Origin of the sequence: Flavobacterium sp. UBA5153, assembly GCA_002413745.1 — a bacterium.
Classification (GTDB): domain Bacteria; phylum Bacteroidota; class Bacteroidia; order Flavobacteriales; family Flavobacteriaceae; genus Flavobacterium.
In genome coordinates, this window is record DHXP01000043.1 from 25,427 (window position 1) to 40,663 (window position 15,237).

8 protein-coding genes are annotated in these 15,237 nt (G+C 34.8%); 1 reads left to right on the forward strand and 7 read right to left on the reverse strand.

The annotated features are described in order from the left end of the window. Nucleotides 1-347: 347 nt before the first annotated feature. The 4 genes from B2145_RS08955 to B2145_RS08970 form a co-directional block, all read right to left on the reverse strand. Nucleotides 348-2,357: a beta-galactosidase gene (locus B2145_RS08955; protein ID WP_291101199.1), complete on the reverse strand. Its 2,010-nt coding sequence runs from the start codon at nt 2,355-2,357 to the stop codon at nt 348-350. Between the two features lie 245 nt (nt 2,358-2,602). Then, nucleotides 2,603-4,690 carry a beta-galactosidase gene (locus B2145_RS08960; RefSeq protein WP_291101201.1) on the reverse strand — a complete coding sequence of 696 codons (2,088 nt, stop codon included), beginning with the start codon at nt 4,688-4,690 and terminating at the stop codon, nt 2,603-2,605. A gap of 79 nt (nt 4,691-4,769) precedes the next feature. Next, nucleotides 4,770-6,545 (reverse strand): RagB/SusD family nutrient uptake outer membrane protein, encoded by a 1,776-nt coding sequence (locus tag B2145_RS08965; protein WP_291101204.1) that lies wholly within the window; start codon nt 6,543-6,545, stop codon nt 4,770-4,772. A 10-nt stretch (nt 6,546-6,555) separates the two neighbouring features. Beyond that, nucleotides 6,556-9,651 carry a SusC/RagA family TonB-linked outer membrane protein gene (locus B2145_RS08970; protein WP_291101206.1) on the reverse strand — a complete coding sequence of 1,032 codons (3,096 nt, stop codon included), beginning with the start codon at nt 9,649-9,651 and terminating at the stop codon, nt 6,556-6,558. 859 nt (nt 9,652-10,510) lie between these two features. Between B2145_RS08970 and B2145_RS08975 the strand changes: the two genes are divergently transcribed. Beyond that, a complete protein-coding gene (locus B2145_RS08975; protein ID WP_291101209.1) occupies nt 10,511-11,200 on the forward strand; it encodes an NUDIX hydrolase in 690 nt (229 codons plus the stop codon). 338 nt (nt 11,201-11,538) lie between these two features. On the opposite strand, the gene B2145_RS08980 is transcribed toward B2145_RS08975, so the two are convergent. From B2145_RS08980 to B2145_RS08990, 3 genes are all read right to left on the reverse strand, one after another. Further along, nucleotides 11,539-12,243, reverse strand: a complete 705-nt coding sequence (locus tag B2145_RS08980) for an NUDIX hydrolase (RefSeq protein WP_291101212.1) — start codon at nt 12,241-12,243, stop codon at nt 11,539-11,541. A gap of 212 nt (nt 12,244-12,455) precedes the next feature. Continuing rightward, entirely contained in the window at nt 12,456-13,121 is a 666-nt protein-coding gene (locus B2145_RS08985) for a bifunctional 4-hydroxy-2-oxoglutarate aldolase/2-dehydro-3-deoxy-phosphogluconate aldolase (RefSeq protein WP_291101215.1), read from the reverse strand. Nucleotides 13,122-13,342: 221 nt separating this feature from the next. Then, a complete protein-coding gene (locus B2145_RS08990; protein ID WP_291101217.1) occupies nt 13,343-15,028 on the reverse strand; it encodes a sodium/sugar symporter in 1,686 nt (561 codons plus the stop codon). Nucleotides 15,029-15,237: the final 209 nt, after the last annotated feature.

The window sequence follows — 15,237 nt, forward strand, 5'->3', positions numbered from 1 at the left end:
ATTTTGAACAGTTTTACCTCTTCGGTCCTACCGCCCATTATGCTGATTTTGGATACAATAAAAGGGGTTGAACGCAACTCAAAGGACGAGCTATTCTGATTTTCAGCGGAGGCAGGGTTTTTATGAAACGACAAATCCCTTGCGAACACAAGGGATTTGAAGTCTGTTTTGCTTATTTTATATATTTTGTTGTTTAGCATTCAAGAAAATTATTAAATAATGATATTGTAGGTTGAATATAAGTCATCCTAATTTTTTGTAAACATGGAAGCCCCCAAAACTCATCTCTTACTAACTAATGGGATGAAATTTCTTCTTTTTCACAGACCACAACGCCAATTAAAACATCACTTTTCTTCAATAATCAACACACCCCATGGATCTATTTGAATTTCTTTATTTTTCATTATATTTTCAGAAAAGAGCAATTCTTTACCCTCTTTGTGTGGGTAATTAAATGAGCTTGCAACTGATGAGTAATTAAAATAATAATGAATTATTTTGCCCTTTTCATTTGTCCCTGACTTTGTAATCAAAGGGAAAGAGAGTTGTTGGTCTAATCCCCACAAATCTGCCTTTTTTAAAGCGTCTTGTATTATTTTTTCAGTAACGACAGGACTCGTTACGCATCCAATATAAGTTGCTAAGCCTTTGCCATAGCTGTTTTCAGTTATTGCTGCATATTTGCCCCAAGCAGGATGGTCATAGTAAGCCAAAACTTTTGCTGTAGTAGGAATAATTAATTCCATCCATTTACTTACTTTATTATTTTCGATACCAACATTATAAGGATCACCTTTTAAGGAAACATTTTCAGGAATGGTAAATTGGCTATAATTAATGCCGCAAGCTTCAGAAATAATGCCGGGTTGCTTAGAAGTCCTAACTTTAACATTTTGATCAGAAAACCCACTTTTAAAAGTATAGACAATATGACCTCCATTTTTTACAAAGAGATTCAAGCGCTGCAATAAACTATCGGGAGCAGCATATAAGGCGGGAACAATAAGCAATTTATAATCTTCTATATTGGCACTGGACGGGTCAACAAAATCTACTCCAACATTCATGTGATATAAGGCATCATACATTGGACGAAGAATGTCATTATAATTTTCTTTCGCTTCCGAACCTAATCCAAACCATTTGAATGCTGTTAGCGCTTCATTGCTAAAAAGAACGGCTACTTTATTTTTCTTTTTAAGATTAACTAAGTGGGAACTTAGTCTTTCGAAATCTTTACCAATAGTTTTGGCTTCGTCGTAAGTTGGATTGGGTTCAAAATCGTGGCTAAGTAGACCCTTCCAATACGTTTCGGCAGAATTATGAATGGAATGCCAATGCCAATACTCCACCATATTTGCACCTGATGCAAGATGGCTAAATGCCTGTAATCGTAATTGCCCAGCATAAGGAACCCACTGGGCAAAGCCCTGCGCTTCGGTTTCAATCACTAGATAGTTTTTTCCTCCCTTCATAGAACGGGTTAAATCTCCTCCAAAAGATATCTCGATGCCGGTGAGTTTGTCCTGCGTAGGATGGTAAATATCTATTCCTGCAATATCCATCGCTTTTGCCGCAGCAAAATGATCCACATCAGGCTGGATTCCGTTGGAATAGCCACGCCATTCTAAATCAAAGTTTTGGGTTACAAACTGTTCAGGGCGTTTGTATTCTTTTACTATAGAAACCTGCCAGGCAAGGTAATCCGTTACAAGTTTGCGTTGAAATTTTGAAAATTCAGATCCAAGACTTGCATTTATTGTTCCAATTGTTGAAGGGAAATCATCCCAATTATTGATGCGATTGCTCCAATAATCTAAACCAAATGCTTTGTTAATCGTATCAAGAGATTTAAACTTTTCCTGCATATATTTCACAAAAAGTTTTTGTACTTCAGGACCTGCGCTATTGTAAGATTTGGTTTCATTATCAACTTGGTAGCCTATTATGGCTGGATGGGTTTTTACGTGCTCCATAATTTTTCGGATCACAGTTTCAGCATGTTTACGAAAATTCGGATTGGAAATATCCATATTCTGCCGAGCACCATATTTATTGGAGCCTTCGGGAGTTATGGCTAATATGTCAGGATATTTTCTCGCTAACCAGGTAGGAATTGCATAGGTTGGCGTACCAACGATTACGCTTATGCCGGCCTTGTGCATGGCATTTAGTACCCTGTCAATATGGGTGAAATCAAATACGCCATCTTGCGGTTCAACCGTGCTCCATGTTGATTCGGCAATACGAACCACATTTATGCCGGCTTCTTTCATCATTTTAACGTCCTTGTCCAATCGGTCGTAAGGCATGTATTCATCATAATAAGCAACTCCATAAAGAAGCTTGTCCATTTGGGGATTTTGTCCAGAAATAACTGTATGCACGCAAAAAATAGAGAGGAAACAAAAGATTATTTTACTCATTTTATTTTTAGGATTTAAAATTAATTATTTTTAAAGACTTGTATTCTAATGAATAACTTTTTTGAAAGTATAAAGACTTTGCTTTATGTTGTTCTTTTATGTTTTTCCTTAAATAGGTTTGACCTTTTTTAGTTTTAATTGATTTTCAAAGAAACCTTCAATATAAACAAACATTACTTTTCTTCGATAATCAATACACCCCATGGATCTATTTTAAGTGATTCTCCTTTGGTAACCAATTTATCCGAAACCAATTCTTTACCAGAAGGATGGGGATAACTAAACTCCTTTTCTTCCGATGAATAGTTGTAGTAAAAATGAACCTTATTGCCATAATCATTTTTACCCGATTTAACAATTAGTGGCCAACTCAGATTAAAATCCGGACTATCAATTCCAGCTCTTGTGAGCTCTTGTTTAATAATCTTGGTTTGAATCTGATCTGAAAATATAGAACCTTCATAAAGCAGAGTTCCTTTACCATAGTTATTTATTGTAATGGCCGGATATTTAGAGAAGAAAGGATTATCATAATAAGCAAGTGGTTTTGCTGTTTCGGGAATAATGAACTCCATCCAATCTTTAGCCACATTATCAGCCACCCCATAAGGATTGCCTTTAAGTGGAAGTTCTTTAAAATTAGAGAATTCCTGATAATAAAACCCACATGCTTCACGCAATGGACCTGGTGCCAACATAGGGCGTACCATTGAATTTTCGTCGCAAAAACCACTTTTAAACTGCATTATCACATGTCCTCCATTCTTAATGTAATTATTAATTTTGTTAAGAAGTTCATCCGAAGCGATATATAAGGATGGGATAATCATAAGTTTATATTTATCAAAATTTGGCCTTTCAGAAAAAACGAAATCGACGCCAACATTGTTTTGATACAGTACTCTGTGAAACTGGGCCACCAACTGATTACGGTAAACACTGCTTTCTGAATCGCTCCAAGGCGAACCGTCCCCATTAAATGGCATAAAATTTAACGCATCATTAGAATCATGACTAAAAAGAATGGCTACTTCATTTTCCTTTTTAAGGTTTACTAATCTTTTTCCAAATCTTTTTATTTCTTTGGCTGTTTTGGAGACTTCACCATAAGCTCTATTGGGTTGCAAATCATGTGATAACACCCCTTTCCAGTAGGTCTCCTGTCCATAATGGATGGATGACCAATGCCAATATTCAACCATGTTTGCCCCAGACCCAATATGAGCAAATACATTTTGCCTTAATTGTCCATCATAAGGAGGATGTTGGGCTCTTGAGTTCCAGCCCATTGTTTGTGCATTAGTTTCTGTAACAAGGTAATTTGTGTTTTTGACAGATCTAAAATAATCTCCAGAAAAGGCTATTTCGTTACCTGTTAATTTGTCTTGCACATCATGATAAATATTAACCCCCATTACATCCATTTTTGCAGCACTTTCTATCTGGTCAACGTCTTGGACTGACGGCATAAAACAATGTGTAATAAACTGATCCTTACGTTTGTATTCTTGGACTATTGCTGATTGCCATTTTAGAAAATCGGCAACTGCCATTCGGTTAAACCGTGCCCATTCTAATTTATAGGCCGTATTTGTTACACCATCGCGGGGTGGCACTTCTTCCCAGCTATCTATAGTCATACCCCAATAATTAAGTCCCCATAATTTATTAAGGTTTTGTGGTGTTTTGTATTTTTTTTTCAGGTAATTGACAAAACTTACCTGGAAATCATAGTTATTAACTCCTCTGGAAGTTGTTTCGTTATCTACTTGATAACCAATAATTCCTGGATGTGAAGCATAATGTTCCATCATTTTACGGATAATCCGTTCCGAATAAAACAGATAAGTAGGATTTGTAATATCCATATTTTGCCTAATCCCATATTTTGCCTTTCCTCCATTTTGATAATCAAGTAAGACTTCCGGATGCTTGTGCCACAACCAAGCAGGAATTGAGTATGTCGGCGTTCCTAAAATTACTTTAATGCCAGCTTCATGAAATTTATCGATAACACGGTCTAGCCAAGCGAATTCAAATTCTCCTTCACGGGGTTCATATAAGCTCCATGTGGATTCTCCAATGCGGACAACCGAAATACCAGCTTCTTTCATCATCTGTACATCCTTGTCCAGCCGCTCATAAGGCATATACTCGTGATAATATGCTACACCATATAATATATTATCAGGAACAAATGATTGAGCATTGACGTAAAAAGGCAATAATGCAAATAACAACAAGTATTGAATAGTTCTCATAAATGTAAAATTTAAAAAACAAAGAGCCTTTCACCTAAATGAATGACTCTTTATTTCAATTATTTGATGAATTTATTTATTAATAGCCTGGGTTCTGAATCAAATTTTTATTTCTATTCATTTCCTCTTGCATAATAGGAAGAAGGTATGATTTATTAATCCATGCTCTGTTTCGTACTTCTATCACAGAATATGTTGTATTTGCAGAACCAAATGGATGAACAATACTAACACCTTGAGCATTAGCGATTGCGGTAGGTGCAATCATCCAGCGACGAATATCAAAATATCGTTGCAGTTCGTAAGACAATTCTATTCGTCTTTCGTTTCTATATCGGTTTACAAGTGTTTGTCCTGTTTCACCAACTGGGACATTAGGCATACCTGCTCTTGATCTGATCAGATTCATATATTGCTTGGCCTCAACTTCTTGTCCAAGTCCTAGACATGCTTCAGCATAGTTCAAAAGAATTTCAGCATATCTTATTTGTCTCCAAGGTAATTTTTGTTTTACATATTGGTGGTCTATTGATGGGTCAATAAACTTCCTTGTATAGTACCCGGTGTAAGATCCATTCCAATCTTCAATTGGGCTTTGTCTGGTATCAAGACCCGCTACAAATGTACCATTAGCTTGTTGATATTTTCCAGTCTGGATAATCCCCAGTGGATCGGCTGCTCTCACGTCAGCAGGTCTTTGTCTCCATTTAGCACCATCGTATAAAATATTGGCATAAAATCTTGGATCCCTGTTTACATAGGGAGCTGTGTTGTGAGTTGTATTATTCCAATCAAATTTTGTCCCGTCAATCATCTCGTATGAATCAACAAGTTGACCAAGAGGTGAATTACCACCCCAATTGTGATAGCCGTTCGGACCATCAAACAAACCTACACTCGGAGAGTCCCAATTAGTATTATGCACGTTATCTTGATAAGATAAAAATATATCCTCTACATTACCATTATTTAAAAATATGTTTATATAATTATTTGTGGCCGCTTCCGGTGAACCAGGGTTTGTCCCTCCATATAAATTATAAATTCCTAGGTCGATTACAGCTTTTGCGGCATCTTTTGCAGCCTGCCATCTTGCGGTTCTATCTCCTCCAGTATATCCAATTAATTCATTTTTTGAATATCCTGATGTCCAAGCTCCATTAGAATTAAACAAGTCACTGGCAGCATATAACAATATTCTTGATTTTAAACCAAGTGCAGCCCCTTTAGTTGCACGAGCTTTGTCACCATTTAATGGCAATAAAGCAGCCGCACCATCCAAATCTTTAACTATAAATTTAATACAATCGTCAAAAGTACTTCGGGGGGTTAGCAAATCATCATTGGAAGTAAGAGCTTTATCAATAAGAGGAACCCCTCCATATAAACTAACCAATATAGTATAATAATGAGCCCTTAAATACAATACCTCCCCTTTTAACTGGTCAATGTCTGAACCTGCAAGTTTTGAATTAGCCATATTACCAAGAAAAACATTACATGCTCTTACCTCCTTGTAAAGACTAGGCCAACTTATGTTTTTAAAACTGGCATTCCAATGATTTGGTCCCATAATAGCTAAATAACCAGGATTAAGTTGACTATTTAGAACCGGATCGCTCTCGAATGACCAAGTATCTAATGCATCATCACTCAATGAGGCAAACGCTACATTACTAAAACCATGCGGTAATCCAATATAGATTTCGTTAACGAAAGATCTTATTAAAACAGGATCATTCCATACTGCAGCATCGGAATACCTGTCTGACGGAGCTACTTCCAAAAAATTATCGTTGCATGAAACAAAAGTTCCAAGAAAGACCAGTAAAATTATTATTCTTATATTTTTCATTACTATATTTTTAAAAATTTATATTAAACCCAAAATTTACGACTTTATTGAGAGGATAATTTTGTCCGCTACCAGAAACATTTTCTGGGTCAAAATCTTTCATACCAGGACTATATGTCAAGTAATTAAATGCGCTTACATAAAATCTAACTTTCTGAAAGTTAATTTTGCTTGTCAAAGACTCAGGCAATGTATAGCCCAATTCAATGTTTTTAACTCTTATATAATCTGTTTTATGCAACCAAGATGTATTTCCATTGGCAACCCAGTATTCATCACTTCGGTTAAATGTTCTAGGACCTTGACTGTTAGGGTTTGCTGCGGTCCATCTGTTATCGTAAAAACTTTGAAGGAAATTCCCTAATTCACCAGATTCTGTTGATTCATAAAATACTCCACCTGTTGCACCTTGTAACAATATACCCATATCAAATCCCTTATAGCTAAAATCTAAAGTAAGACCGCCGGTAAAAGTTGGCGTACCACTTTTGTCAAATCGAACCTGATCCTTTGAATCAATAACCCCATCCTTATTAAAATCTTCAAAAATAATATCTCCAGGTCTGGCTCCTTGCCAGTGTGGATAAGCATCTACAGCGGCCTGATCTTTAAATACACCAATTGACTGATATAAAAGTTGGGCACCAATTGGTCTTCCTGTAGTTTGTTGATATGCAAGACCACCTGGGGCTTCATCCCAAAAAAGGATTTTGTTATTTGTAAAAACTCCATTAACTCCAATACTGTATTTAAAGTCATTATCCTTATTCTTATAAACAAGGTTAAAATCTAGCCCCTTGTTTTCTACTTTTCCAATATTTTCATCGGGTAGCGTTAGTCCAGCGGAAGTCGGTACAGATGCATTCCTTTTCCACAATATGTCCTTTCTTAAATTTATAAAATAATCTGCAGTAAGAGATAAATTACCTTTTAAAAACTCAAGATCAACCCCTATATTTTTCTGAATAGCTGTTTCCCAGGTTACACCTACATTAGGTACAACTCCTTCTTGAAGACCTTGTTCCATAGAAGTTCCTCCTCCCGAGATAAATGACAAATAATCTAATGAGTAAGTAGTGAGGTATTGGTATGGATTAATTAAATCATTACCCGTTTCTCCATAAGACCCCCTTAATTTTGCAAAACTGATAAAATTAACATGCTCTTTCCAGAATTTTTCTTGCGAGACAACATATCCTAAAGATACCCCAGGAAAAAATCCGTATCTGCTTGATTTATCAAAAATGTATGAACCTTGGTATCTCCATACAAACTCTGCTAAATATTTATTCTTGAAACTATAATTTACCCTTCCTAAATAGCTAAGACGCGCTTCTGAAGAACTTGACCCTCCATTGCTTAAATCTGTCTGTCCTCCAGCAAATAATTGGTCAATTGCCGTTGAAACATAATTTCTTCTGTACGCATTAAAATAATCACCTTTGCCTGTTATTTTTTCAACACCAACAAGAAAATTAATATCATGGTTCTCACTAAAAGTTTTGCTGTAATTTATCAATCCATTTAAGTTAATGCTTTGGTTATCGTTAAAACTTTCTGTAAGCCTTGCATCACCATATCCTTTTTGCCCTCCAACAAGCACAGGTCCCCCTTGAGCATCAAGAGATACACCATCCCAAGAGTATAATGTCCAGGGTGTTTCCCATCTTTTATCAAACTGGTAGCCTTTATCAACCGAAGCCTTACCTTTTATTGTAAGTCCATCTATCCCCGGAACCTTAATATTTATTCCGAAATCTGTATTTACATTATACCTTTTATCTTTGTCATATCCTGTGGCATTTGTTGCGGCTACAACAGGGTTATCTCCATATTCAATATCTGGTCCCGGCAAACCATTTGGCCAATAAGCCAGATAATTTGGTTTACCTCTCATTACCATTCTAAAAATATTATATGCAGATCGGGTTGGGAAATTTCTATTTTGCATACCGCCACTTAAATCAAAATTAAGATCAACATAATCATTAACTTTAATATCAAGATTTGATCTTAAATCTAACTGTTTGTAGTTTGTTCCACTATTACGATAAAATCCATCCTGTGATTTCTGTGAAAGGCTGACAAAATATTTAACATTATCAGATCCTCCACTAACGGATAAATTTGCATAACTCTGAGGCGATGATGGTTTTAATGTTTCTTTAAACCAATCTGTATTAGGATAACGCAATGGATCTGATCCATCTCTAAACTTTTGAATTTCTTCAGGAGTATATCTTGCAGGTCGAGATCTATAGGTGTCGATTTCATTCAAAAGAGTGGCGAATTCAGAAGAACTGGCCATTTTTGGAATCGTGGTAGGACTTGCATAACCTTGGTTAACAGATAAACTCACCTTTGGTTTTCCACTGACACCTCTTTTTGTGGTAATCAATATAACTCCGTTTGCTGCTTGAGCTCCATATATCGCGGCAGAGGCATCTTTTAAGACCGATATATTTTCAATTGTACTAGGGTCTATTCGTTCTAACGAACGCCCAGCCACACCATCAACTACGATTAGCGGTGCTGCATTTCCAAATGTATTGACACCCCGAATTCTAAGGGTGGCTCCATCATAACCAGGCTCCCCTGTCCCTGAAATGGCTACAACTCCAGGTATACGACCTGCAATGGACTGGCTAACATTGGTAACAGGAGTCTTTAATAACTCTTTTCCTTGAACACTTGCCACAGCTCCTGACAATGTCTTTTTTTTCTGTGTACCATACCCAATAACAACTATCTCATCCAGAGAATTAAGACTTTCCGCTAATAAAATGTTGATTTGAGTTCGATTCCCAACAGTAATTTCTTGGTTATTGAAACCAATATAAGAAAAAACAAGAATATCGCCAGATGAAGCTTTTATCGAATATTGACCATCAACGTCAGTAACAATCCCCGTCTTGGCTCCTTTAATTTGAACATTTACACCCGGTAAAGGAGTCTTCTCTTTTACTGATGTAACAATTCCTTTAATAATCTTGTCTTGAGCAGATAGATTATAAGAAGAAAATAGCATAACTATTATTGCTAATAGCCACTCTTTTCTAGGTAATAAAAAATTGCAATAATAAAATAATTGTTTGTTTGTCTTCATACAACTTTAATTTAATTTAGGTTAATAGTAATTTACTTGTGGTTAATCTGACTACAAGAATAAAACTTATTTTTTGTATTAACAAAATATTATCAATAAAAAAACTAAAAATAAATATATGCGATAAAAAAAATAAAATAAAAAAACATATATCATAAAAAAAATCATAAATAACCACCTATATACTACCATGTGGATATATTTTAAAAATGGAACGCAGACAACACGAATTTGCACTAATTAATTCATGAAATTCGTATCTAAAATTTTATCTAAATATTTGTGTCTACACGGCAGCCCCTGTATAATGATTTAAAAAAAAGACTTAAAAATCGATTATTTCACTGATTTTATAATGCACATAAAATCACTACACTTAACGAATATGACGATTAGATTTGTAGAAAAAATGCTCTTTTTTGACACTTTTTTAGAATGTGTTTTAAACCAAAAAATAGAGTTAAACACACGAAATATCAGATTTAGACTCTGTTGGGATTTAATGCCCGAATTTAGGTTTATACACCGGCACAAAACTTGTTTAAACTCAATTACCATAATACGATGGATGAATATCGTTGAATAAAACAAGATGAAAATTACTCCAATTTTGATGACTTGTTTGTCCTGAAATGCACTGATTTAGTGCCGATAAAAAAATCATATAAGTACTCCCATATTTCAGATGATTATAGCACTATTTTGAAATTACCAAACGGCATAAATCATCGTAAAACGTGGGCTTGGCCCAATTTAGAATGTCAGTTTTAAGTTTTAATGCGCAATAGTGTTAAAACCACACTAAATAAATTATGAAAATATCAAGGAAGTTTATATCTTGGCTGCAAAAATAAATAGTATGCTAAATAGTTATAGCACGGCAGACAAAGTTTTACTGGCTGTGGATTGTATAATTTTCGGATTTGACAATGAAGATTTAAAAATACTTTTAGTCAAAAGAGATTTTGAACCTGAAAAAGGCAAGTGGTCTTTAATAGGAGGATTTCTAAAAAAAGATGAAATATTAAATAATGCAGCCATCAGAATACTTAATCGTCTTACAGGATTTCACGATATATATATGGAACAATTGTACACTTTTAGCGAAATTGACCGCGATCCTGTTGAAAGAACCATATCTGTTGCCTATTATGCTTTAATAAATATAGATAACCATAATAAAGAATTAATTCAGGATTCTAATGTAAAATGGTTTAATGTTTCCAAAGCCCCCAAATTGATTTTTGACCATGATAGCATGATAGAACATGCCATTAGTAGACTACGTTACAGGACATCTACAAAACCCATTGGATTTGAACTTTTACCAGAAAAATTCACTATGCGTCAACTTCAAAAACTATATGAGGCTATTTTAAGTAAAGAACTGGATAAAAGAAATTTTATAAGTAAAATAAATTCTTTAGATATACTTGTGAAATTAAATGAAAAAGACATGATGTCGTCCAGAAAAGGGTCTTATCTGTATACTTTCGACAAAGAAAAATACGAAGAAAAATTATTGAATAATTTTATTTTAAATTTATAAATACTTTTAGTTTTTAATCTTAGCCTATATTACCTTTTAATTGATTTAAGGTTTAAAATTCAAAGTTTGATAATACAAGATATAAAAAAGGAAGCATCATAAAATGAGGCTTCCTTTTTTATGGAGTCGTCCCGTTCCGAAATGCTTTCTATCCTTTTACACCAATTCGATTTGTAAATCAGTCCAATTGTCAGTTCGAGCGCAGTCGAGAACTATTATTTCATCTCGATTGCGCTCGAACTGACAAAAAAATTAGACTAACATGTATTAGCAATTGGTATTAGATATTATATAACTATTTATGTATATACTTAATTCATTATAATCGGACTAAAAACCTATTTATTAGCATTCTGGCTAGGTACAAAATTTAAAAATATATTAAAACTCTCACTATATTTATTGGTATCTACCATATAATAAAAGGCTCCTTTTTTAGAATTTAGTTTGTCTTTATCCTTTAGTTTTAATAATAATTTAGTGGACAACAACTTACGATTAAAATTTCCCTTGTCAAATTCCGTATTATAAACAGCCTCGTAAAGACTCTGCAATTGTGGCATGGTAAATTTATCAGGTAACAATTCAAATAAGAGTGGATGGAGTGCCGCTTTGTACCGTAATTTTTCTTTGGCCAGTTCTACAATGGCGGTATGGTCAAAAATCAATTCGGGTAACTGATTGATGGAAAACCATGCAGGATGATAATCTTCATTGATTTGCTGATTGTATTTTTGAATGTCTATTAAAGCAAAATAGGCAATAGAAATGGTTCTTTCAACGGTATCTCTATCCGGTTCTGTAAAGCCGTGCAATTGCTCCATGTATAATCCATCCAAGCCTGTAAGGTCTTTTAAAACCCTCATTGCAGCTCCTTCTGCGCTTTCGTTATCACCTATAAACCCTCCTACCAAACTCCACTTTCCCTTTTCAGGTTCAAAACCCCTTTTTATAACCAACAATTTCAACTCCTGTCCATCATATCCAAAAATGATACAATCGACCGCAAATAAAACTCGTTTTTGTTGAGAATAACGCTGCATATTTACTGATATTTATTTTTAAAAAGCCATATGGTTAAGTTTTTCAGCAGTTGAAATACTGTCTGCTCTTAACCATACGGCTTTTGATTTAGATTACTTTAGTGTTATAAAAAATAGTTATTAAAAAGCAATCAAAAGTATTATTATAATCAAAACCGCTATTTGAGGTTTTAATTTAAACAGTTTATTGTAAAAAAAATGCAATACAACAATTAACGACTTTTTATTTCCTGTACAATTTTTAAAGTTTGTTTTGTTAATGATTCTATCCCTATATAATCTTTTCTTTCCACAAAATTTTTACTGATAAGTTTACTTCCTAACCCTACCGCACTTGCTCCGCTTTCAAACCAACTACTTAAATTTTCTTCACTTGTTTCTATACCTCCTGTCGGCATGAACAACAAATGTGGAAATATTTCCTTCATAGCCGTTAGGTAAGCAGGTCCCAATAAACTTCCGGGATAAAGTTTTACCAATTGGGCTCCCAAATCATCCGCAAGGATAATCTCTGTTGCAGTCAAACAACCCGGCACCCAAAGTATATCGTTTTTTTCTGCCAATTCAGCAATAGCTTCTACTACGCCAGGGCTAACAATAAAATCGGCCCCTACATTAATAAATTCAGTTGCCTCTATCTTATTCCTGATTGTACCAATGCCTAACTGTAATTCAGGTAATTCTTTGCCTACAAATTTTCGTAGTTGCAAAAAATCATCTACTGCAGTTTCTCCCCGGTTTGTGTATTCTACTACTCGGATACCTGCATTGTACAAGGCTTTCAGTATTTGCATACTTACGTCTGCATCAGGATGAAAATAAAGGGGCAGGATGCCTTGCTCAATAATTTGGTTTAATGTCTTTTTCTTTCTGTCCATGATAATTAATAATTAGTTATATTTATTTAAAATGTTTTTATCAGAAATCTGCTGTCACTTTCGAACAGCTTGCTATTAACAAAACCCAGATGCTATTGAGATGGACCTCTAATTTCCATATTTCAAAAAAGCAATGGTGCTAAATTTGTTGTCACGCAAAGTTTACAGCATTACAAACTTGTAAGACTGTAAACTTTGCGTGATAACGAAATTATTAATTTTTACCAGAACTTAACATACAAAGCAAAAATAATCAAAAGTGTTATTACAATCAAAACCGTCGTTTGAGGTTTTAATTTAAACATTTCTGTATCTAACTCAAACGCTTTTGGATTTACTTTTGGTCCAGCGTAGCTAATGGCAATCATAAGAATCATTGTAAACAAAAATGACAATCCCATACAAATATGAAATGGTATCTCAAAAGCACCTTTTCCATTGGCATAAGCCGTATATAAAAGAGTTTCATTACCAAATAACATTGGCGCAAATTCATTAAACAAAACTGATAGTAAAAATCCTGCAATAACTCCTACTATTGCAGCAGTACCAGTAGTTCTTTTCCAGAACATCCCAAGGAAAAACATAGCAAAAACACCTGGACTAATAAAGCCTGTATATTTCTGGATATAGGTAAATCCACCCACGCCACCAATTCCTAATAAATCATTCCAAGTAAATAAAACGGCAAGAAGCATTGCTGCAAAAACGGCTATTCTTCCTACGTTCACTTGCTGTCTTTCTCCGGCCTCTTTTTGAATGTATTTTTTATGTATATCCAACGTATAAATGGTAGAAATACTATTTACTTTACCAGCTAGGGAAGCTACAATTGCAGCTGTCAAGGCAGCAACAGATAGACCCTTTAAACCTGTTGGCAGAAAAGTAAGCACCGCTGAATAAGCCCCGTCTTTACCCCCTACTAATTGAGGTAAGTATCCTTTCGAATATAAAACATAAGCAGCAATACCAGGTAACATAACAATTACGGGCATCACTAATTTTAAAAGTCCTGCAAACAAAATTCCTGTACGGGCTGTTTGTAAATCGGCTCCCAATGCTCTTTGGGTAATGTATTGGTTACAACCCCAATAATTAAGGTTAATAATCCAGATACCAGCCAAATAGGACAATAAACCCGGAAAAGTAAGATACTTATTAATGTCGTTTTGAGAAGAGGTAGCAGTTGGTTTAGGTATGATCATTTTAAAATGCTCCGGAGCTTCCCTCATCAATACTTTAAACCCTGCTATGGCATCTGATCCCACGCCAAAATGCTCAGCAACGGTAGTCAAAGCGATGTATGAGGTAACCAATCCACCAATTATTAAAACTGCTACTTGAATTACGTCAGTATAAGCAACCACCTTCATACCTCCTAAAGATATCAGTAAGGCAAAAAGGGCAAGTCCTATCATTATAACGTGAAGGTATTCCCCACCAGCTATTCCATTTATGGCTACAGCCCCTAAATATAAGATAGAAGTTAAATTTACAAATACATATAAAAACAACCAAAAAACGGCCATAATTAAAGCGGTAGATTCATTATACCTCGTTTTCAAAAACTGAGGCATCGTGTATATTTTGTTTTTCAGATAAACAGGTATAAACCAAACGGCCACAATTATCAATGCTATGGCAGCAATCCACTCATAAGCTGCAACTGCGACTCCTAAGAAGAATCCTTCTCCACTCATTCCGATAAACTGCTCTGCAGATATATTAGAGGCAATCAAAGAGGCACCAATTGCCCACCATGTAAGTGTTCCTTCAGCAAGAAAGTAAGCTTTGGCATCATGTTCATTTTTTTGGCGTTTACGATAAATGGTATAGCCATAAGTGGATACCACAATAAAATAGATAATAAATACTGCGTAATCAGCGAAAGCAAGATTCTTGTTCATAGGTAATTGGTGTTTTAATAAAATTTCAAAATGTTATACTATTTCATAGGTTTTTTATTCATATTTTACATTGGCTGCTATAACAGATACAGCGCAATGCAAAAACTTTTTATTGTATAATCTAATCCTTCTAAAAAATCGAAAAGTTTACGGAATCGGCCGGATGAAACATCACAATACAAAACCTCTTTCCTGCGTGTATTACAAAT